Source organism: Streptomyces sp. CB02923, from assembly GCF_001905005.1.
Taxonomy (GTDB): Bacteria; Actinomycetota; Actinomycetes; order Streptomycetales; family Streptomycetaceae; genus Streptomyces.
This window is the reverse complement of record NZ_LWKZ01000025.1, coordinates 149,982-167,439: the sequence shown is the minus strand read 5'-3', so window position 1 is coordinate 167,439 and position 17,458 is coordinate 149,982. Positions and strand designations below refer to the sequence as shown.

The window sequence follows — 17,458 nt, the reverse complement described above, 5'->3', positions numbered from 1 at the left end:
TCGCGTCTCCGCAGATCAGGGGGATGTTATAAGCGGTAGCGGTGGGATTTGAACCCACGGAGAGGTTGCCCCCTCACGCGCTTTCGAGGCGCGCTCCTTCGGCCGCTCGGACACGCTACCGAGAGGAACTCTAGCCCACGGGGGCCCGTACGCCGAAATCGGTTGCCGGTGGTGGGGGTGGGCGGGGGTCAGCGGGAGCGGAAGAAGGTGGTCAGGAGGGTGGCGGAGGGGGCGGCCAGGACGTCGGTGATCACTTCGGGGCGGTGGTTGAGGCGGCGGTCGCGTACGACGTCCCAGAGGGAGCCGGCGGCGCCCGCCTTCTCGTCGGCCGCTCCGTAGACGACGCGGTCCAGGCGGGACAGGACGATGGCGCCCGCGCACATCGTGCACGGTTCCAGGGTGACGACGAGGGTGCAGCCGGTCAGCCGCCAGTCGCCCGCGCGCCTCCCGCCGTCAGGAGGCGCGCTGCTCAGCGTGCGGGAGGCCGCCCGGATGGCGAGGACCTCGGCGTGTGCGGTGGGGTCGCCGGTCGCCTCGCGTTCGTTGCGGCCGGTGCCGATCACCGTGCCGTCCGCGGACAGCACGACGGCGCCCACCGGGACGTCACCGGTCCCGGGGGCGAGGGCAGCCTCGTCCAGCGCCCGTCGCATCGCCGCGGTCCAGGGATCGCGCAGCGGGTCGGGCGCCGGGGCGTGGAGGGGGTCGGGCAAGGAGGCGGTCATGCCTCCCAGTGTCCGTGACGGGCGTTATCTCACGGCCTCCAGGACGTCCGTGCAGCCGAGGGCGTCGGCGATCTCGGACAACGCGTCGGCGTCGAGCGCGAGCAGCTCCTTGTCGCCGATGCCCAGGTCGGCCAGCAGGGCCGGGTCGCCGAGCGGGCCGGGTGGTGGCGCGGGGGCGTCGGAAGCCGTCGCCGTCTCCTCGCCCTCGCCTCCACCGTCCGCCGTCTCGGGCTCGCCGTCCTCCGTACCGTCCAGGTCGAGGCTGTCGAGGTCGTCGGTGCCGTCCTCGTCGCGGCCGAGCAGTTCGTCGGTGAGCATCGCACCGTACGAGCTGCGGGCAGCGGCGGCGGCGTTCGAGATGAAGATCCGCGGATCGTCTTCGCCGTCCACGCGGACGACTCCGAACCACGTGCCTTCCTGCTCGATGTATGCCACCACCGTGTCGTCGTCGACCGCGGCCTCACGGGCCAGGTCGGCCAGATCGGTCAGGGTCTCCACATTGTCGAGCTCCGTGTCGCTCGCTTCCCACCCGTCTTCGGTGCGCGCGAGCAGTGCGGCGAAGTACACCGTGACTCTCCCACTGGTCATAGGCGTGCCGGGCCGGACGGGGCGGCGCCTCGGCGCCGCAGGTCCCCGCCCATCGGAATCGTGGCAGAAACAACGCGATTGCGCGGGGTCTTCGGCGTTGCGTCGTGCGGCCGTTCCGAGAGATGTGGGTCACGCCTTGTGGGGCGAGAGGTTCTGACGAGGCAGTAGTGGCGTTCGGCTACCAGCGGAACGTGCGCATTCTCATGGCCTGCCGCATCCGTGCCGCTCGGGCGCGGCGCGGCTGGACACGGTCGCGCAGTTCCTTGGCCTCGTTGAGATCGCGCAGGAACTGGGCGCGCCGGCGTCGGCGCGCCGCGTCGTTCTCACCGCCGGTCGCGCCGTCGTCGGAGTGGGAGGAGGGGGGAGAGGGGGGAGAGGTAGGCGGGGTGGGTGGAGTGGGTGGAGGGGCGTGGGGCGTGGGGGGTGGTGGCGCGGCTGACGGGGCCGCGGTCAGCTTCATGGGCGGGTCGGCGGCCGGGCCTGTGACCGGCTTCGCAGGGCGTTCCGTGGGGCGTTCCGTGGTGGGCCGCGGCGTCCGGTCCACGGCTTTGTCCGCTGCTTCCCGTGCCGCGCGTACGGGCCTGGAACCGGCTCCCCTGCTGGTCCGGCGGCGACTCGCATGGCCGCTGCCGCTGCCGCTCCCGCCGCCGCGTCCGCCGACGCGTCCGGTTCCGGTTCCGTTTCCGCTCCCATTCCCGTCGGGCACGCCGTACACCGCCTTGGGACGAGGTCCATGCCCGGCGCCGGTGCGACGGACCGGGCGTTTGTGCCCACTTTCCCCCGGACCGGTGGTCCGATGCCAACGGGGCGGAATCCGTTCCCGGACCGCGCGGCGCGGACGGGCGGGCACCGGCGCCCGCGACCTCGGCTACTGTCGATGTCATGCGGATCCACGTCGTCGACCACCCGCTGGTGGCGCACAAACTCACTACCCTGCGCGACAAGCGCACCGATTCCCCGACCTTCCGGCGTCTCGCCGACGAGCTGGTGACCCTGCTCGCGTACGAGGCCACCCGCGATGTGCGGACCGAGCAGGTCGACATCGACACCCCGGTGACGGCGACCACCGGAGTGCGGCTGTCCCACCCCCGCCCGCTGGTCGTGCCGATCCTGCGCGCCGGTCTGGGCATGCTGGACGGCATGGTCCGGCTGCTGCCCACGGCCGAGGTCGGCTTCATGGGCATGGTCCGCAACGAGGAGACGTACGAGGCCCACACGTACGCCACGCGGATGCCGGACGACCTCTCGGGCCGCCAGGTGTACGTGGTCGACCCGATGCTGGCCACCGGCGGCACGCTGGTCGCGGCGATCCGGGAACTGATCAACCGCGGTGCGGACGACGTCACCGCGATCTGCCTGCTGGCGGCGCCCGAGGGCGTCGAGGTGATGGAGCGCGAGCTGGCCGGCGCGCCGGTGACGGTCGTCACGGCGGCCGTGGACGAGTGCCTGGACCCCGACCGCTACATCGTCCCCGGACTGGGCGACGCGGGCGACCGGATGTACGGGACCGCGGGCTGAGGCCGGCCGTAGCCGTACCCGTACCCGTAGCGACAGAGGCAGCGGTGGCAGTGGCGGTGGCGGCTGAAGGGCGTTCGGGCGGAACGGGCTGAGCCCGGACGGGTCACTTGGGGCAGCGCGGGTCCGTCTTGGACGGGGCCGTCAGCGCGGTGAGCGACTTCTGGGCCGCGGCCGGTTCCGCCAGGGCCTTGAACGTGTCGCCGATGATCAGGTCGACGTCGCCCGTCTTACGGGTGTCGGCCTTCGGCTCCGCGCCGACGAGCTGGGTGCCCAGCACCTTCTGGGCGCCCTCGGCCGTCGTCCGCGCGCCCAGCAGCACGCCGGTGCCCTTGACCTTCTTGTCGTAGGCGGGCGGGGCGTTGCCCACCTTGCCGACCTTGAAGCCGCGCTTCTTCAGCTCGTCCGCGGTCGACTTGGCGAGTCCGCCGCGTGCCGTCGCGTTGAAGACGTTGACGGTGACCTCGGCGGGCTTGGGCAGCGGCTTGCCCGTACCGGCAGCACCGGCGCCCGTACCGGCGACGAGCGCCCCGGCCGGCTTCTGGCCGCTCTTGCCGGGGCATTTCTTCTTGTCCTGCGCGGCCTGGGCGGTGCCGCCCTTGCCGCCGAAGACGTCGATGAGCTGCAACGTGCCCCAGCCGGCCAGGGCGAGGGCGCAGACCGCGGCGGTGATCACCAGGGTGATCCGCCGACGGTGACGGGGGCGGCGCATCCGCGGATATCTGTCGCCCGTGATGCGGTACTTCTTACCGCCCATGCCAGGGGGCGTCAGCATGCTCATGTTCGCAGCGTAGTGCGGGCCAGGGCCCATGCCTACTAAATGATCAATGCGTGGCGCGAGACCCCACCCGAAAGGGCCAATATGGTCCGCCGATCAGGGGACGGAGCCGTGTCGGGCGGGCCCGGCGGGGGCGTCAGCCCAGTTCCAGCACGCGGGCATGGAGCACCTGCCGCTGCTGGAGGGCCGCGCGCACGGCGCGGTGCAGCCCGTCTTCCAGGTAGAGGTCGCCCTGCCACTTCACGACGTGCGCGAAGAGGTCGCCGTAGAAGGTGGAGTCCTCGGCGAGCAGCGTCTCCAGGTCGAGCTGCTGCTTGGTCGTCACCAACTGGTCAAGGCGTACCGGGCGAGGGGCAACATCCGCCCACTGGCGGGTGCTTTCCCGGCCGTGGTCCGGGTACGGCCGCCCATTTCCGATGCGCTTGAAGATCACACGGAAAGCCTACCGGGCCACCGGCTCCGGGCGCAGCCATGCGGTCGCAGAGCGAAGGCGGCAAAGAGGGGCATTTCCGTAGTGAGGTGCGGGGAAGTGGTGGAGCGGGCCGGGCGGGAAGGGCGGTGCGCGTCCCGCGCGGCCGTGGTGGGAGGAGGGCCGCCCCGTCCGGTGAGAGGCGGTGCCGCAGCGGAAAAGTGGCGCAACGTGCTCCCGAGGACGGCCGGAAACGAGTGTCCGGCGGGTCGCGGTGGGCGGAACGGGCGCGCGGTGCGGACCGCAAAGAGTGCCGAATTTCCGCAAAGCCCGTGAAGCGTGTGGGGCGGGTGAATTCGACACGATCGAGGTACGGCTCGTCGTGCCGGGCAGCCGTGGCCCGGAGCGGGTGATAAGCGCTCCGGCCGGCGCCCGCCCGCCGGGCTGCGCCCCGGGGTGCCCCCGTGCGCCTCCGAGCGCCACTACGCGCCCCTGCGCGCCTCTCAGCGGCCGGATGTGCGGACCGGGGGCGCCGCGCGGTCCGACGGGCGCCGGTTGGGCGAGGCCGTCGCCGAAGAGCGGTCCACCTCGTCCGAGGAGCGGTCCGCCCCGTGCGGAGGCGGTGCGGACGTCCGCCGGCGCGCTTCCGAGGACCGGGTGTTCTCGGACGGGTCGGCGGGCGGCCGACTCGGGAAAGGCCCGTCGGGCCGTGTGGTGGGGCCGGGCGAGGTACCGGGAGAGCGCCGGGGAGTGGGGGAGAGCTTCGAGGGGACAGGGGTGGGGGAAGGGGTGGGCGAGACGGACGGGGACGTCGGGGACGGAGCGGGGCGGGACGGTACGGGGCTGGGCGAGGACGCGGGCGTGGGGCGTGGCGGGGCGTCGGGAGTCAGGGACAGGTACCCCACCGCGGCGGCTGCCGCCGTAACCGCCGCTGCCAGGGGCAGCACGAGACGCCGCAGCCGCCCGCCGAGGAACGGGACGCGGCGCAGATGGGGACCCGGGGGAGCGGCGGGCCGCAGGTCGCGGGGGCCGATCTGTCCGGCGCGGGCCACGAAGGCGGCCCGCAGGCGCGCTTCGAGGGGGTGGGGTTCGGCGGGGTCGGGGGTGGGGTCGGGGTTGGAGTTGTGGCCGTGGCCGTGGCCGTGGTTGTGCTCGTGGCCGGAGCCGGAGCCGGAGCCGGAGCCGGAGCCGGAGCCGGGTTCGTGGCCGTAGCCGTGGCCGATTCCCGTTCCGGGTCTGTGGTCGGTCATGCCCGCGCCTCCAGCATCTTTTCCAGGGAGTCCAGCGCGCGGCTGGCGATCGACTTCACCGAGCCGCGGCTGATGCCCAGCGTGGCCGCGATCTGCGCCTCGGTGAGTTCGCCCCAGTACCGCAGGACGAGCACCTCGCGGCGGCGGGCGGTCAGGCGGCCGAGGGCGGCGAGGACCTCGCGGTGTTCCTCGTCGAGGACGACGCGTTCCTCGGCGGAGGGTGCATCCGTTTCGTACGGGGGTGTGTAGTCGCGGGCGGTGCGCCGGCGCCGCAGCACCGAGCGGGCCGCGTTGACGACGGCGGTCCGCAGGTACGCGAGGGCGTTGTCGACCTCGTCGAGCTGCTCGCCGTGGCGTTTGTAGAGGGCCGCGAACGCGTCCTGGACGACGTCCTCGGCGGTGGCCCGGTCGTCCACCAGCAGCACCGCCAGCCGCACCATGGACAGCCGGTGCGCGTGGTAGAGGTCGGTGATGGTGGGACCGGCGCCGGGCGCGTGAGCGGCGGCGCCCCCGCTGTACGTGGGGGCTCCGCGGGAAGCGGACCGCTGGGCGGCCGGCGGGGCGCCGCGCTGGAGCAGGCGCCGGCGCAGGGCGCGCCAAGGCCCCGGCACGGCGGGCCGTACCGGGGCGAGGGGCGCGGCGGCGGTGAACTCCATCGGTTCCTCGGCCGTCAGGGCGTTCGGGGCTTGCTCAGCCGGCGCTGTTGCGGCGGCGGGCAGCGTACATGGCACCGCCGCCACCGGCGATGAGGAGGGCGGCGCCGACGCCCATCGCCACGTTGGTGGTGGTGGAAGCGCCGGTCTTGGCGAGTTCGTCCCTGGCGGGGGCGGGGGCGGGAGCGGGCTTCGCGGCGGAGTCGCCCGGCGTGCGGGTGGCGTCGCCGTCGGAACCCCGGACGGGCGCGGCGCTGCGCTCGGCACTGGGTGCGGCACTGCGCTCGGCGCTCGGCGCGGCGCTGCGCTCGGCGTTCGGACGTGCGGGGGCCGGCTTCGGACCGGAGGTGCCCGGTTCCGCGGGGGCGGGGGTGCCCGGTTTCGCGGGGCCGGGGGTGCCGGGTTCCGCGGGGGCGGCGCTGGGGGAGCTCGCCTTCGCGGCCGGTTCTTCGGCGTACGCCGTACCGGTCAGGGAGAGCGCCGGAAAGGCGACCGCCACCAGCAGTCCTGCGGTCACGGCGCTCCGTACCCGGGCGCGGGCCCCGCGCCCGGCGGTGCCGGAGGGCGTGTACGCGGTGCCGGGCGGGCAGGGCGAGGGGGACGAGGCGGAGGTGCGAGAGTGGTTCACGGTGGCTGCTCCACGTTCGGCGGGAAGGCGCCGGGTGACGCCCTCACCCGTCACGACGTGCGGGAGCGGCGGGGGTTGCCGGTGGGGCGGAAATTTTCTGCGGGGCGGATTTCCGCTCAGTGGTCGTCCCAGTGGTCCTCGTGCGCGGCGTGCCGGTGGCCGTCGTGGATGAAGTCGACATGGGTGCCGTGCGGTACGGAGACGTGGCCGCAGCCGGGGCGGTGATCGTGGTCGTGGCCCTCGTGGACGGTGTGGGAAGCGGGTTCGCACTCGTCGGCGTGGTCCGCGTGCGGGCGGTGCAGATGGCCGTCGTGCACGTAGTCGACGTGGTCGTCGTGGGGTACGGCGACGTGGCCGCAGCCGCTGCCGTGCTCGTGGGGGTGGTTCGGATGCGGCGCGTGGGTGGTGGCTGTCATGGCAGGCACCTTCTTTCCTTGCTCGCCATGGACGCGCGTTCCCTGCCGTGGACGCGCGTTTCTCGCCATGGATGCGCGTTCCCCTTCCGAGTCTCCCCCGTCCCGGCGCCCGGCGCATCGCCGCGCGCCGGCTACGCGCGCCGCCCGGTGCAGCGGGCGCAGACGCCGCTGAGCTCCACGGTGTGCTCGACGGCGCTGAAGCCGCTCTCCGCGCCGACCCGCTCGGCCCAGCGCTCCACCACGTCGGCGTCGAGCGGGCGGCTGCGGCCGCAGCGGCGGCAGATCAGGTAGTGGCGGTGGCCGTCGGCGGGGCGCGGCCGGTAGAGGCGCTCGCCCGCCTCGTCCCGTACGACGTCGAGCTGCCCGGCCCGTTCCAGGGCGCGCAGGGTGCGGTAGACGGTGGACAGCCCGACGGGGACGTCGGCGGTGTCCAGCCGTACGTGCAGCTCCTGGGCCGAGACGAAGTCCTGGCATGCGGTCAGCACCCGCAGGACGGAGGCGCGCCGGCGGGTCAGCCGCCCGCCCATGCCGGTTCGCTCCCGTGCTCGCAGGTGTCGTCCGCCGCGTACGTGTCCCAGGCCGGGAACGGGTCGGTGCCGTACTTCTTCCCGCGTGTCTCGGCGTCCGTGACGAGGCAGCTTCCGAGGGCGGCGTGCAGGGCTTCGGCCCGCAGCCCGGTCCCGATGAAGACCAGTTCCTGTTCCTGGGCGTCCTCGGGGCGGCTGTCCGGGTCCGGGTCGTGGGCCCCGGACGGCTCGAAGCGGGCGACCGGACCCGCCTGCGACCACAGGCCGGTCACCCGGGGCCGGCCGGCGAGGCGGAAGAATCCCTTGGACCGCAGGATGTCCCCGTACGCCCCGCTGTCCATGCCCTCCGTGACGAACTCCCAGAGCCGGCCGGGGTGGAAGGGGCGGGCCGCGCGGAAGACGGTGCTGGAGATCCCGTACTCCTCGGTCTCCGGTACGTGGTCGCCGTTCAGCTCCATGACCCACCCGGGCGCCTGCTGGGCGCGCTCCAGGTCGAAGCGGCCGGTGCCCAGGATGTCGGCGGGCGCCACGCGGCCGTGCCGGGCGGTGATGATCCGGGCCGCCGGGTTGAGGCGGGCGAGGGCGGCCCGGAGGAGGGTGGCCCGCGCCTCCTCCACCAGGTCCAGCTTGTTGACGACGATGACGTCGGCGAACTCGACCTGGTCCATGAGGAGGTCGCTGACGGTGCGCTCGTCGTCCTCGTACGGGGCGAGGCCGCGCTCGGCCAGGCCGTCGCCGCCCGCCAGCGCGGCGTGGAAGTTCGCGGCGTCGACCACGGTGACCATGGTGTCCAGCCGGGCCAGGTCGCCCAGTGTCGCGCCGTCGTCGCGCGGGAACGCGAACGTCGCGGCCACCGGCATCGGCTCGGAGATGCCGCTGGACTCGATGAGCAGGTAGTCGAAGCGGTTCTCGCGCGCCAGCCGGCCGACCTCTTCCAGCAGGTCGTCGCGCAGGGTGCAGCAGATGCACCCGTTGGTCATCTCGACGAGCCGTTCCTCGGTGCGCGAGAGGGCGGCCGTGCCGCCGCGGACGAGCGCGGCGTCGATGTTGACCTCGCTCATGTCGTTGACGATCACCGCGACGCGCAGGCCCGCCCGGTTGTGCAGGACGTGGTTGAGCAGCGTGGTCTTGCCCGCGCCGAGGAATCCGGAGAGCACGGTGACGGGCAGCGGTCCGGGCGCGGGCGGCGGTCCGGGCGCGGGCTGCCGTACCGGGTGCGGCTGCGGCTGCGGGGTCACGGCGGTCAGTCCTCCGGGCGCAGCAGGCCGCGCTGGTACGCCTTCACCAGGCGGCGCGGGACCTGGTAGACGGAACCGTCGACGGTCACCGGCACCAGGGCGGGCGTACTGGCCTTCCACTGGGCGCGGCGGTGGCGGGTGTTGCTGCGGGACATCTTCCGCTTGGGAACGGCCATGGTGCGAAAACCTCTCCTGGGCACGGGTGTGCTGAGCGGCGCGCGGGGGCCGTGCGGGCGTCCTGCGGGCACGTACCGGCGCCGGTGCCGTCCGAGGCTATATGAAAATGGGTCCCATTTCTATCTAGGGTCGTGGCATCACGGGCGGGAAGGGGGCGGGCCGGGGAGGGCGGCTATCTCGTCGTCGAGTCCGGGGCACGGGATGACGTGGCCGCGGCCGAAGCTCTTGTAGGCCGCCGGACGGTTGCGGCGCCCCGTGCGGTGGGCGTGGCATATCTCGCGACGGCCGCACTGCGCGCAGTACAGGCTGGCGACGAACGGTGACAGGGCGACCGGGCCCGCCGGGCTGAGCACGTACACCGTGTCGTCGGCGACCGGGGCCGGGCAGGGGAAGGTCAGCCGGTCGAAGTCCGGGTGGTCGCCCATCAGATGGTCCGCCACGACCTCGAACGTGCCGGTGCGGCGCTGGTAGGCGCACGACACGGTGAGCAGCCAGGGCAGGCCGTGGAGGAACTGGGCGCATATCAGGGCCCGTTCGAGAAGGAGCTGGTGCTCGGCGAGGCGCAGGGACGCCTCCTCCTGCGTCCGGGGCTTGTCGCCGTGCGAGGTGCGGTTGCGTTCGCCCTTGAGGCGGTCGAGGAACTGGACGAGGCCGGGGTCGTCCGGTCCGGCGGCCGGGCCGGAGCCGTCCCGCAGGGCCTCCGCGAGCCCGGGGACCACGTCCGGGCGCTGCCGCACGACTCGGCAGACGTGGTGGAGCCACACCGTCCAGGTGCCGAAGGTGGTGCCCGCGCCGGTGAGAGCGGCGCGGAGCTCCGCGAGGTTGCGCTCGCCGATGCCGTGCGCCTGGAGCAGTCCCGCCGTGGTGACGGCGAGCGTCTCGGCGGCTTCGAGCAGCGCCTCGTGGCGCTCCTTCGGCGTGTGCGCCCGCTGCATCTCGTGCACCGTGCGGGCGACGGGGTGGGGGAGGGCGCGGCGGGCGGTGGCCAGCGGGTCGGGGGACGGCGGGTACGCGGACTCGCGCCGGGCGGACTCGCGCCGGGCGGGTTCGCGGGGCGGGGCGGACTCGGGGGAAGGGGTGGGCGCGTGGGGCGGGGCGGTTTCCCGGGGTGTGGAGACCGGCGGCGGCGGGCGGAGCTGCTGTTTACGCCACCGCCAGCGGCGGATGCGCAGCCGGGCCCAGGCGGGCGTCACCCCGAAGAGCAGGGTGAAGGTGAGCACCGCGAGCAGAGTGTCCAGCCAGCGGGGCAGGCCGCTCGCCTGCTCCGTGCTCGTGCCGATGGCGGCGGCCGTCAGGGCGGCGAGACCGACGGTGAGCCAGAACGCCCAGTCCCGGTGCAGGGGCGCGTCGTACAGCCGGAGTACGGCGTTGTACCGCCGCGGTGACGGCTGCGGCGGTCCGGGTGGCGCAAGGCTGGTGGCCCTCCTCATACGCCCATAGTGCCCGTGTGACGTGACACACAACTACCCCTGTGGATAAAGCGGATTGCCCTTGGCGGATTGCCCTTAACGGTCGGGGCTTTCGTACGCGGGGCTCCCGTATGCGGGGCTCCCGTACCCGGGACTGGCGTATTCGGGGCTGGCGTACTCCGGACTGGCGTACTCGGGTGCGGAGTAGCCGGGGCGGACGCGGTCCGCCGGGGCCGCCGCGCGGGTGTCCGACGGCTCCTCCTGGATGCGGTCCAGCAGGAACGGCAGGATGCCGCGCTCCAGCAGGGCCGCCTGCCAGGCGGCCTGGGCCCGCACCACCTCGGAGTCCGGGGCGGCGTCGTCGCCGGTGGCCGGGCCGCCGTTCGCGGGGGCCGCCGAGCGGTTGCGGGCCGCCGTCACCAGCATCCAGACCAGCCCGGCGACGGTCGCCGCCGCCGCGACGCCCGCGGCCAGCCAGCCCGCGTAGACCAGTTCGTCGGCGAACTCCCGGTGGAAGCCGACGAGCCGCATCCCGAAGCCGATCGCGAGGAAGAGGGCGGCGGCCACCGCGCCCAGGCTCGGTACGAGGACGGCGAGGGCGGGGAGCAGGCCGCCGCCGGAGTCCGCGGCCGTACGGGCGGCCGGGCGCGTACCGTCCGTGGGCCGTGCGTCGGCCTCGGCGCGCAGCCGGGCGTACGTCCGGTGTTCGGCCGCCGCCGTGGCGCAGAGGGTGTCGCGTTCCTCCTGGGCCCGGCGGCGCAGCTGCTCGCGGTCGGCGGCTCCGGGGGTGCGGCGCATCGCGTCCCTGACCTCGGGGGCGTCGAGTGCCTCGCCGAGGACGTGCGCGAAGACGGCGGCCTCCTCGGCCCGTAGGGAGTCGGTGCCTGGCATGTGGATCCCCCGGCGGATCGGTGCGCGTCACGCGGTGCGCTGTGGACTTGGCAAGTGACTTGCTGGATTGCGCAACTGTACAACCCGGTATGCCGGTGTCCGGCCGGTCGCTGCCCACTTCCGGCCATCCGGCAGGCCGCAATCCCCGGAACGGGTGGCTGACCACGGCCGGGTGAATCGCGCCTCGCGCGCCCCCGGCCGGGCCGCGCGTTGACGGGGTGGTCGAACTTTCGACCGAGAGGCCGCCCTCGTGGGACCGTGACGCACGGTCCGCGGGCCTCGTTCTGCGAGCACCCGTCCGAACCGGCGTCAACGAGGAGGAACTGTGCCATCCGTCCCGAACACCATCGGTGCCTGGGCCCGCCGCCGGGCCGGCGGCGAGATCACCGAGGTCCGCGACGTCTCGTGGCGGTGGACCGGCTCGCGGGTGTGGGAGCTGACGCGCGGGGACGCGGCCCGGTTCTTCCTCAAGGTGGCGCCGACGCCGGACCGCTACACGCGCGAGACGCACGCGTACCGCCACGCCGTCCCCGCCCTCGGCCACGCGCACGCGCCGGCCCTCGTCGACAGCGACCCTGGCAGGCTCGCGCTGCTGCTCACCGCCGTGCCCGGCCGCACCGGCCCGCCGGACCAGAGGGACGTGGAGGGCCAAGAAGAACACGGGGACCGTACGGAGAGGTACCGGCAGGCGGGCTGTCTGCTGCGCCGCCTGCACGACGCGTGCGACGCGGCGACGGCGGGCGGCACCGACCGGTGGGCGGCCGGGCGGCGCGCGGACGCCGAGCGGCAGGCGGCCGCGCTGTCGGACGCGGGCGTGCTGGACGCGGCCGAGCGGCAGCTGATCCTCGACCAGGCCGCGGTGCTGCACCTGCTTCCGCCGCTGCCCGCAGGCTTCCTCCACGGCGACCTCGGCGAGCACCACTTCCTGTGGGACGCGGCGGGTCCGCGGCTGGCGCTCGTCGGCTTCGCGCAGGCGCGGGCCGGGTGCGCGGCCGAGGACCTCGTACGGATGGTGTACGGCCCGTGGCAGCCCGACCGGGCCCTGCGCACCGCCTTCCTGCGCGGCTACGGGCGGGAGCTGACGGACGCGGAGCGGTACGCGCTGCCGGCGCTCGCGGCGCTGGACGCCGCCGGGGCGATGGAACGCGGGGTACGCCATGGTGACGGGGAGGCCGTGGAGCGGGCCCGGGGTGTGATCGCCGCGCTGGTGGAGAGGGCCGGGCTGAAGGTGTGAGCAGGACGCGGGGGAGAGGGCGAGGGTCCGGCGGCCGGGCTCATCGGCCTCCCCGGCGTCGCGGCCCCCTTGACGCCCCTCGCCCCGCGTCCCGACGATGAGCCCCCGCGCCCGCGCGACCGGTGAGGACGGCCATGACCCGCACCAGCCCTGGTACCGGCCCCGGCGGCCCCGACGGCGACCCCGGCCTGATCTACGCCGACGCCGTCGGCCTGGCGGCCCGTATCCGCCGCCGTGAGCTCTCCTCCCGTGAGGTCGTCCGCGCGCACCTCGACCGCATCGACCGCGTCAACCCGCACGTGAACGCCATCGTCACCCTCGACCCCGAAGGCGCGATGGCGGCTGCCGCGTCCGCCGACGAGTACCTGGCGCGCGGCGGCCGGGCCGGGCCCCTGCACGGGCTGCCCATCGCCTTCAAGGACACCCACCTCACCCGCGGTATGCGCACCACCCACGGCTCGCCGCTGCGCGCGGACACGGTCCCCGACGAGGACGAACTGCTCGTGCAGCGCATCCAGGCCGCCGGGGCGGTCCGTATCGGGAAGACCAATGTGCCGGAATTCGGGGCCGGTTCGCACACGTTCAACCCCGTGTTCGGCGTGACCCGCAATCCGTACGACCTCAGCCGTTCGGCGGGCGGCAGCAGCGGAGGCGCGGCGGCCGCGCTGGCCGCGGGGATGCAACCGCTCGCCGACGGCTCCGACATGGGCGGTTCGCTGCGCAATCCGGCGTCGTTCTGCAACGTCGTCGGGCTGCGTCCCACCCCCGGGCGGGTGCCGTCGTATCCGGCGTCGAACCCGTGGGACACGCTGACCGTGCCGGGGCCGATGGCCCGTACGGTCGCCGATGCCGCGTTGCTGCTCTCGGCCATGGCGGGGCCCGATCCGCGCTGTCCGGTCAGCCTGGAGGCGCCGGGGGCGTTGTTCCGCGAGCCGCCGGAGAGCGGTCTCGCCGGGCTGCGGGTGGCCTGGGCGCCCGATCTGGGCGGCCGGGTGCCGGTCGACTCCGCCGTACGGGAGGTGCTGGAGCCGCAGTTGGAGGTGTTCCGGCAGTTGGGCTGCCGGGTCGAGGAGGACTGCCCGGACCTGGACGGGGCCGACGACGTCTTCCGCGTCCTGCGGGCCCATCACTTCGATCTCGCGCTCGGCGCGGTGCTCGACGCGTCCCGCGACGGCCTGAAGCCGAGCCTTGCCGGGAACATCGAACAGGGCCGCCGCCTGACCGGCCCCGACCTGGCCGGCGCCACGGCCGGGCGCGCGCGGCTGCATCTGCGCGCCGTCGCCTTCTTCGCCCGCTACGACGTGCTGCTGGCGCCGGTGTCCCAGGTCGTGCCGTTCGACGCGGCGCTGGAGTACCCGGCGGAGGTCGCCGGGGAGCCGCAGCACACGTACATCGACTGGATGCGTTCGGCCTACTTCGTGTCCGTCCTGGGCACGCCCGCCCTGTCCGTACCGGCGGGCTTCACTCCCGGCGGCCTCCCCGTGGGCCTCCAGATCATCGGCCCGCCGCGCGCGGACCTGTCCGTCCTACGGGTCGGTGCCGCCTACGAAGCGGCTACGGGGCACGGCCGCCACCGCCCTGACATGCCTGGCGGGGACGTCACTTGAGGCGGTGGCGCTGCCGGTCCGGCTGTGCAAGCGCCGCTGAGGGCCGCCCGGCTGCGGAAGTGTCGTTGAAGAAGCTTCGGCTCACCCCGGCTCGTATGCCTTGGCCCAGGCCGTGGTGAAGGGGAAGGTGACGCGGTGGGGTACCGCGGTGCCGTGGGTCGGGTGGGGGTCGGGGGTGAGTGCCGAGTAGGTGTGGACGGTGGCGCAGTAGAAGCGTTTGGGGGAGTCGCCCTGGAACTCGGCGGGCTCGCGGGATCTGCGGGCGCGGACGGCGGGGTCCGGGTAGCGGCGGGCGTAGAAGACCGCGAGGGCTTCCGGGAGGCCGGCCGGGGCGAGGGCGTGGGCGGTGGCCTCGCCGTAGAGGGCCTGTGCTTCGGCGTCGGACACCTGGGAGTCGAAGACCAGGAGGGAGACGGCGGGGTTGGCGGAGATGTTGCGGGAGTGCACCGCGTCCGAGGCGGACCACCAGTAGAAGCGGTCCGCGTCGTCCCACGCGTAGGTGACGGGGACGGCCCACGGGACGCCTCCGGGAGTGGCGGTCGCCAGGGTGAGGTAGCGGTTGGTGTGGAGGAGGCGGGCTGCCTCGATGCGTAAGTCGGGGGTGGTGGACATGGTCAGGAGCCTTCCTGGGGGAGGGCGGGGGCGGGTGCCGTGGCGGTGAGGAAGTCGGGTGCGGTGCGGCGGCGGGCGATGAGCCAGTACGCGACGGTGGGGATCAGCAGGCCCACGGCCCAGGAGAGGTCTATTCCGTCGAGTGCCGCGGCGACCGGGCCGGTGTAGGCCGAGGTGTGCATGAAGGGGATCTCCAGCGCGAAGCTGGCGGCGTAGACCAGGACGGCCGGGCCGTTGATCCGCCCGTACACGCCGCCGCCGGGCGCGAAGAAGGACGGCACGTGGTAGTGGCCGCGCCGGATCAGGTAGTAGTCGACGAGGTTGATGGCGGTCCACGGGATCAGGACGTACTGGAGGATCGCCAGGAAGTCGGTGTACGAGGCGAGGAAGGTGTCCTGGAAGGCCAGGGCGAGCGTCAGGCCCAGGGCGAGCGGGCCCGCGATCAGCGCCGTACGGGTCGGGCGGCCCGGCAGCCAGCTGTGGCGGAAGGTCTGGGCGGCGGTCACCAGGCACAGCGACGTGCCGTACAGGTTCATCGAGTTGACGTGGACGACGATGACGGCGAAGGAGCACAGGACGACGGCGGACAGGGTGCCGCCGAGGACGGTGTCCAGCCCGGTGATCGCGTCGCCGGCCACCGCCAGGCCCATCACGATGCCGAGGAACATCGGCAGCACGCTGCCCAGGACGCTGCCCCAGTAGGTGAACCACAGGGTGGAGCGGCGGGACGCGGCGTGTGCGGGCATGTAGCGGGTGTAGTCCGAGACGTACGGGGCGTAGGTGATCTGGAGCAGGATGCCGATCGCGGTCATGCCGACGAAGCCGGAGAGGGTGAAGCCGGTGGCGTCCGCGGCGCGTTCGAGGACGCCGGGGGCCAGGAACACCCGTACGGCGCACAGGGCGAGCAGCGCGAGGGTCACGACGGTGGCCCAGCGGCCGACGCGGTGGATCAGGTCGTAGCCGACGACCGCGACGACCAGCCCGGCCAGCGCGCACAGCACCAGCCAGCCGGAGGTGTCCACGGCGGGCACCGACCGGTGCAGCGCCTGTCCGGCGATGACCAGGTTGGACGCGAACCAGCCCGCGTACATGAAGACGACGACGAGCGTGACGAGCAGCGAGCCGTGGCTGCCGAACTGGCCGCGGCTCTGGATCATCTGGGGGACGCCGAGCCGGGGGCCCTGCGCCGCGTGCAGGGCCATCAGGAAGCCGCCGAGCAGGTTGCCGAGGGTCACCGCGGCGATGCCGGGCCACAGGCCGAGGCCGAAGACGAGCGGGGCGATGGTGCCGGAGACGATGGTCAGCGGGCTGATGTTGGCGGCGAACCAGACGGCGAACAGGTCGCGCGGGCGGCCGTGCCGTTCGGTCTCCGGTACGGCCTCGATGGTGCGGCCCTCGACGAGGGGGCGGTCCGGGCCGTCGGACGCGGCGGCGCCGGAGGCGGGGTGCTTCATGGTCGGGCCCCTTTCAGGGGAGGAGAACCCGGCTCAGGGCGAGCGAACCCGGCGCAAGGCGGCGGATGCGGCTCAGGGACAGCGAACCCGACGACGGGGCCCTGGAGCCGGTCCGCCGCGCCCACTGCGGTGTACATGCCCGTTTCCCCCGGCCCCGGCGCGCCGCGGGCAGACCCGGTCAGCGGCGTCCGCGCGGCCGGTCAGGGCCGGGTCGGCAGCCGATGAGGGTACGGAGCTGGGGCTCGCCGTGCCCGCGTACGGACGCCTCCGTGACCGTTCCCGCCCGGACCTGAACGCTCATGTCCGTACTCCTTCGCGGGCGGGGAGCAGGTCCCACGCCAGCAGTCCGGCGCCGATCCGGCCCGCCCGTTCCCCCAGTTGGGCGAAGACGAGGTCGGGCAGGGCCTGGAAGGCGGCGCGCTCCTCCAGGCCGCGCCGCAGGGGTGCGCGCAGTTGCTCCCCCGCCTGGCTGAGGCCGCCGCCCAGCACCAGGACGGCCGGGTCGAAGAGCGTGATCGCCGCGAGCAGGGTCTGTGCCATCGCGTCGGCCGCCTCGCCCCAGACCTGTACGGCCGCCGGGTCACCGGCCGCCGCGCGGCGCGCCACCTCCTGCGCGCCGGTCACCGGGGGCAGCGTGCCGCGCCGCTCGTTGTAGCGGCGGGCGATGGCGACGCCGCCCGCGATGGTGTCCAGACAGCCGCGCTGGCCGCACGGGCACGCCGTACCGTCCGGCCGGGTGACGACGTGCCCGACCTCCGCCGAGCGCCAGTTGCTGCCCGGGAACGGCTGCCCGTCCAGCAGCAGCGCCCCGCCCACGCCCGTACCGACCGGCACGAAGAGGACGACCCGGTGCCCGCGGCCCGCGCCCAGCCGCGCCTCGGCGAGGCCGCCGGACCGTACGTCGTGGCCGAGCGCCACCGGGAGTCCGAGGTGCTCGGCGACCAGCCGTCGCAGCGGCAGGTCGCGCCACTGGATGGAGGCGGAGAACACGACGGTGCCCGCGTCCTCGTCCACCAGCCCGCACGAGGCCACCCCCACCGCGCGCACGTCCTCGCCCGCGGCGCGCGCCGCGGCCAGCGCCGTGGCGGCGTGGCCGAGGACGGTGCGCAGGACGGCTTCGGGGCCGTCCGCGGCGCGGGTCGGGCAGCGGCTCTCGTGCCGGACGGTGCCGTCGGGGGCGACCAGCGCGGATTTGACGAGGGTGCCGCCGATGTCGAGGCCGAGGGTGACGCCGCCGGGGCCGCCGTTCGTCCGGCCGGGGCCGGGGGTGGTGAGGGTCGAGCCGGGCAGGGTCAGTACGGTGTCGGCCGCCCCCGCCTGCCGGCGGGAGTTGCGGTCCGGGTCCGTCAT

General features: G+C 74.2%; 21 protein-coding genes and 1 tRNA gene. 3 read left to right on the top strand and 19 right to left on the bottom strand.

Annotated features, from left to right (window positions below; genetic code table 11):
• Nucleotides 1-33: 33 nt before the first annotated feature.
• From A6A06_RS28925 to A6A06_RS43820, 4 genes are all read right to left on the bottom strand, one after another.
• A tRNA-Ser gene (locus tag A6A06_RS28925) sits at nt 34-120 on the bottom strand.
• A 68-nt stretch (nt 121-188) separates the two neighbouring features.
• On the bottom strand, nt 189-722 hold the full coding sequence (locus A6A06_RS28920) for a nucleoside deaminase (protein ID WP_073764989.1): 534 nt from the start codon (nt 720-722) through the stop codon (nt 189-191).
• Nucleotides 723-746: 24 nt separating this feature from the next.
• A complete protein-coding gene (locus A6A06_RS28915) occupies nt 747-1,289 on the bottom strand; it encodes a tRNA adenosine deaminase-associated protein (protein WP_073764987.1) in 543 nt (180 codons plus the stop codon).
• A gap of 199 nt (nt 1,290-1,488) precedes the next feature.
• Nucleotides 1,489-1,770, bottom strand: coding sequence for a hypothetical protein (locus tag A6A06_RS43820; RefSeq protein WP_443333798.1), 282 nt, complete (start codon nt 1,768-1,770; stop codon nt 1,489-1,491).
• A 422-nt stretch (nt 1,771-2,192) separates the two neighbouring features.
• On the opposite strand from A6A06_RS43820, the gene upp reads away from it, so the two are divergent.
• On the top strand, nt 2,193-2,828 hold the full coding sequence (gene upp, locus A6A06_RS28905) for a uracil phosphoribosyltransferase (RefSeq protein WP_073764985.1): 636 nt from the start codon (nt 2,193-2,195) through the stop codon (nt 2,826-2,828).
• 103 nt (nt 2,829-2,931) lie between these two features.
• On the opposite strand, the gene A6A06_RS28900 is transcribed toward upp, so the two are convergent.
• From A6A06_RS28900 to A6A06_RS28850, 11 genes are all read right to left on the bottom strand, one after another.
• Nucleotides 2,932-3,606, bottom strand: a complete 675-nt coding sequence (locus A6A06_RS28900) for a LytR C-terminal domain-containing protein (RefSeq protein WP_073765912.1) — start codon at nt 3,604-3,606, stop codon at nt 2,932-2,934.
• A gap of 133 nt (nt 3,607-3,739) precedes the next feature.
• Nucleotides 3,740-4,036, bottom strand: coding sequence for a type II toxin-antitoxin system VapB family antitoxin (locus tag A6A06_RS28895; protein ID WP_003986294.1), 297 nt, complete (start codon nt 4,034-4,036; stop codon nt 3,740-3,742).
• 479 nt (nt 4,037-4,515) lie between these two features.
• Nucleotides 4,516-5,262: a hypothetical protein gene (locus A6A06_RS28890; RefSeq protein WP_073764983.1), complete on the bottom strand. Its 747-nt coding sequence runs from the start codon at nt 5,260-5,262 to the stop codon at nt 4,516-4,518.
• Nucleotides 5,259-5,918 carry an RNA polymerase sigma factor gene (locus A6A06_RS28885; RefSeq protein WP_073764981.1) on the bottom strand — a complete coding sequence of 220 codons (660 nt, stop codon included), beginning with the start codon at nt 5,916-5,918 and terminating at the stop codon, nt 5,259-5,261. Before A6A06_RS28885 ends, A6A06_RS28890 begins: the two co-directional genes overlap by 4 nt.
• A 34-nt stretch (nt 5,919-5,952) precedes the next feature.
• Nucleotides 5,953-6,543, bottom strand: coding sequence for an LPXTG cell wall anchor domain-containing protein (locus tag A6A06_RS28880; protein WP_199931244.1), 591 nt, complete (start codon nt 6,541-6,543; stop codon nt 5,953-5,955).
• 116 nt (nt 6,544-6,659) lie between these two features.
• Nucleotides 6,660-6,959: a hypothetical protein gene (locus tag A6A06_RS28875; RefSeq protein ID WP_073764977.1), complete on the bottom strand. Its 300-nt coding sequence runs from the start codon at nt 6,957-6,959 to the stop codon at nt 6,660-6,662.
• Nucleotides 6,960-7,090: 131 nt separating this feature from the next.
• Nucleotides 7,091-7,486 carry a Fur family transcriptional regulator gene (locus A6A06_RS28870; protein ID WP_073764976.1) on the bottom strand — a complete coding sequence of 132 codons (396 nt, stop codon included), beginning with the start codon at nt 7,484-7,486 and terminating at the stop codon, nt 7,091-7,093.
• On the bottom strand, nt 7,471-8,655 hold the full coding sequence (locus A6A06_RS28865) for a GTP-binding protein (protein ID WP_073765911.1): 1,185 nt from the start codon (nt 8,653-8,655) through the stop codon (nt 7,471-7,473). Before A6A06_RS28865 ends, A6A06_RS28870 begins: the two co-directional genes overlap by 16 nt.
• Before the next feature lie 74 nt (nt 8,656-8,729).
• Entirely contained in the window at nt 8,730-8,900 is a 171-nt protein-coding gene (gene rpmF / locus A6A06_RS28860; protein WP_073764974.1) for a 50S ribosomal protein L32, read from the bottom strand.
• Between the two features lie 138 nt (nt 8,901-9,038).
• Nucleotides 9,039-10,331, bottom strand: a complete 1,293-nt coding sequence (locus A6A06_RS28855; RefSeq protein ID WP_073764973.1) for a hypothetical protein — start codon at nt 10,329-10,331, stop codon at nt 9,039-9,041.
• 75 nt (nt 10,332-10,406) lie between these two features.
• Complete coding sequence (locus tag A6A06_RS28850) at nt 10,407-11,201, bottom strand: hypothetical protein (protein WP_073764971.1); 795 nt, start codon at nt 11,199-11,201, stop codon at nt 10,407-10,409.
• Between the two features lie 325 nt (nt 11,202-11,526).
• On the opposite strand from A6A06_RS28850, the gene A6A06_RS28845 reads away from it, so the two are divergent.
• Both A6A06_RS28845 and A6A06_RS28840 read left to right on the top strand, forming a co-directional pair.
• Nucleotides 11,527-12,435 carry an aminoglycoside phosphotransferase family protein gene (locus A6A06_RS28845; protein WP_073764969.1) on the top strand — a complete coding sequence of 303 codons (909 nt, stop codon included), beginning with the start codon at nt 11,527-11,529 and terminating at the stop codon, nt 12,433-12,435.
• A 134-nt stretch (nt 12,436-12,569) separates the two neighbouring features.
• Entirely contained in the window at nt 12,570-14,042 is a 1,473-nt protein-coding gene (locus A6A06_RS28840; RefSeq protein WP_079194430.1) for an amidase, read from the top strand.
• An 81-nt stretch (nt 14,043-14,123) separates the two neighbouring features.
• Here A6A06_RS28840 and A6A06_RS28835 read toward each other — a convergent pair whose 3' ends face one another.
• From A6A06_RS28835 to A6A06_RS28825, 4 genes are all read right to left on the bottom strand, one after another.
• The gene (locus A6A06_RS28835) at nt 14,124-14,654 is read right to left on the bottom strand and encodes a pyridoxamine 5'-phosphate oxidase family protein (RefSeq protein WP_073764968.1); all 531 of its coding nucleotides are present in this window, start codon (nt 14,652-14,654) and stop codon (nt 14,124-14,126) included.
• Between the two features lie 2 nt (nt 14,655-14,656).
• Nucleotides 14,657-16,108: a purine-cytosine permease family protein gene (locus A6A06_RS28830; RefSeq protein WP_073764966.1), complete on the bottom strand. Its 1,452-nt coding sequence runs from the start codon at nt 16,106-16,108 to the stop codon at nt 14,657-14,659.
• A gap of 178 nt (nt 16,109-16,286) precedes the next feature.
• Nucleotides 16,287-16,409 (bottom strand): hypothetical protein, encoded by a 123-nt coding sequence (locus tag A6A06_RS43595; RefSeq protein ID WP_274535896.1) that lies wholly within the window; start codon nt 16,407-16,409, stop codon nt 16,287-16,289.
• On the bottom strand, nt 16,406-17,458 hold the full coding sequence (locus A6A06_RS28825) for an ROK family protein (RefSeq protein ID WP_079194429.1): 1,053 nt from the start codon (nt 17,456-17,458) through the stop codon (nt 16,406-16,408). Before A6A06_RS28825 ends, A6A06_RS43595 begins: the two co-directional genes overlap by 4 nt.

Excerpts from the sequence above, each read along its gene's own strand:
- A6A06_RS43595 (WP_274535896.1), bottom strand. The coding sequence starts at position 16,409 with ATGAGCGTTCAGGTCCGGGCGGGAACGGTCACGGAGGCGTCCGTACGC.
- A6A06_RS43820 (WP_443333798.1), bottom strand. The coding sequence starts at position 1,770 with ATGAAGCTGACCGCGGCCCCGTCAGCCGCGCCACCACCCCCCACGCCC.
- A6A06_RS28825 (WP_079194429.1), bottom strand. The coding sequence starts at position 17,458 with ATGACGGACCCGGACCGCAACTCCCGCCGGCAGGCGGGGGCGGCCGAC.
- A6A06_RS28840 (WP_079194430.1), top strand. The coding sequence starts at position 12,570 with ATGACCCGCACCAGCCCTGGTACCGGCCCCGGCGGCCCCGACGGCGAC.
- A6A06_RS28875 (WP_073764977.1), bottom strand. The coding sequence starts at position 6,959 with ATGACAGCCACCACCCACGCGCCGCATCCGAACCACCCCCACGAGCAC.
- A6A06_RS28850 (WP_073764971.1), bottom strand. The coding sequence starts at position 11,201 with ATGCCAGGCACCGACTCCCTACGGGCCGAGGAGGCCGCCGTCTTCGCG.
- A6A06_RS28835 (WP_073764968.1), bottom strand. The coding sequence starts at position 14,654 with ATGTCCACCACCCCCGACTTACGCATCGAGGCAGCCCGCCTCCTCCAC.
- A6A06_RS28830 (WP_073764966.1), bottom strand. The coding sequence starts at position 16,108 with ATGAAGCACCCCGCCTCCGGCGCCGCCGCGTCCGACGGCCCGGACCGC.
- rpmF (WP_073764974.1), bottom strand. The coding sequence starts at position 8,900 with ATGGCCGTTCCCAAGCGGAAGATGTCCCGCAGCAACACCCGCCACCGC.
- A6A06_RS28890 (WP_073764983.1), bottom strand. The coding sequence starts at position 5,262 with ATGACCGACCACAGACCCGGAACGGGAATCGGCCACGGCTACGGCCAC.
- upp (WP_073764985.1), top strand. The coding sequence starts at position 2,193 with ATGCGGATCCACGTCGTCGACCACCCGCTGGTGGCGCACAAACTCACT.
- A6A06_RS28870 (WP_073764976.1), bottom strand. The coding sequence starts at position 7,486 with ATGGGCGGGCGGCTGACCCGCCGGCGCGCCTCCGTCCTGCGGGTGCTG.
- A6A06_RS28855 (WP_073764973.1), bottom strand. The coding sequence starts at position 10,331 with ATGAGGAGGGCCACCAGCCTTGCGCCACCCGGACCGCCGCAGCCGTCA.
- A6A06_RS28900 (WP_073765912.1), bottom strand. The coding sequence starts at position 3,606 with ATGAGCATGCTGACGCCCCCTGGCATGGGCGGTAAGAAGTACCGCATC.
- A6A06_RS28920 (WP_073764989.1), bottom strand. The coding sequence starts at position 722 with ATGACCGCCTCCTTGCCCGACCCCCTCCACGCCCCGGCGCCCGACCCG.
- A6A06_RS28885 (WP_073764981.1), bottom strand. The coding sequence starts at position 5,918 with ATGGAGTTCACCGCCGCCGCGCCCCTCGCCCCGGTACGGCCCGCCGTG.